Raw genomic sequence first — 400 nt, 5'->3', positions numbered from 1 at the left:
TGCAGGGGCCGGGCAGATCAATCTGATCACCGGCGGCAATCTGGAACTGAACTTCTGGAACGCCAACGGACTAGCCAGCGGCACCCAGATGGGCGGCGGGTCCGGCGTCTGGTCAGGCACCAACCCCAACTGGACCGATGCCTTCGGTACCCTGACGGCCCCGCGCTGGCCCTTGGACGCCTTCGCCATCTTCGGCGGCGCCGCGGGCACCGTGACTGTGGATGGGTCGGCGGGTCCGGTTGCGACGCGGGGCATGCAGTTCGCCAGCGACGGTTACCATCTGGCCGGCGATTCCCTGGCTTTGGTCGCGGCCGCCGCGGGCACGCCAAGTGAGCTGCGCGTAGGCGTGGGCAACGCCGAATCGGCGTCCTGGACGGCCACTGTCGACAACGTGCTGTCC

The 400-nt window shown here is 68.8% G+C and carries 1 pseudogene; it reads left to right on the top strand.

Annotated features, from left to right (window positions below):
- Positions 1–400 (top strand): annotated as a pseudogene (locus tag GV819_RS32770) (hypothetical protein); the annotation flags it as partial.

This window comes from Pseudomonas sp. Fl5BN2 (assembly GCF_009908205.1).
In the GTDB taxonomy this organism is placed as follows: Bacteria; Pseudomonadota; Gammaproteobacteria; order Pseudomonadales; family Pseudomonadaceae; genus Aquipseudomonas.
This window is presented reverse-complemented; position numbering and strand designations above follow the sequence as displayed.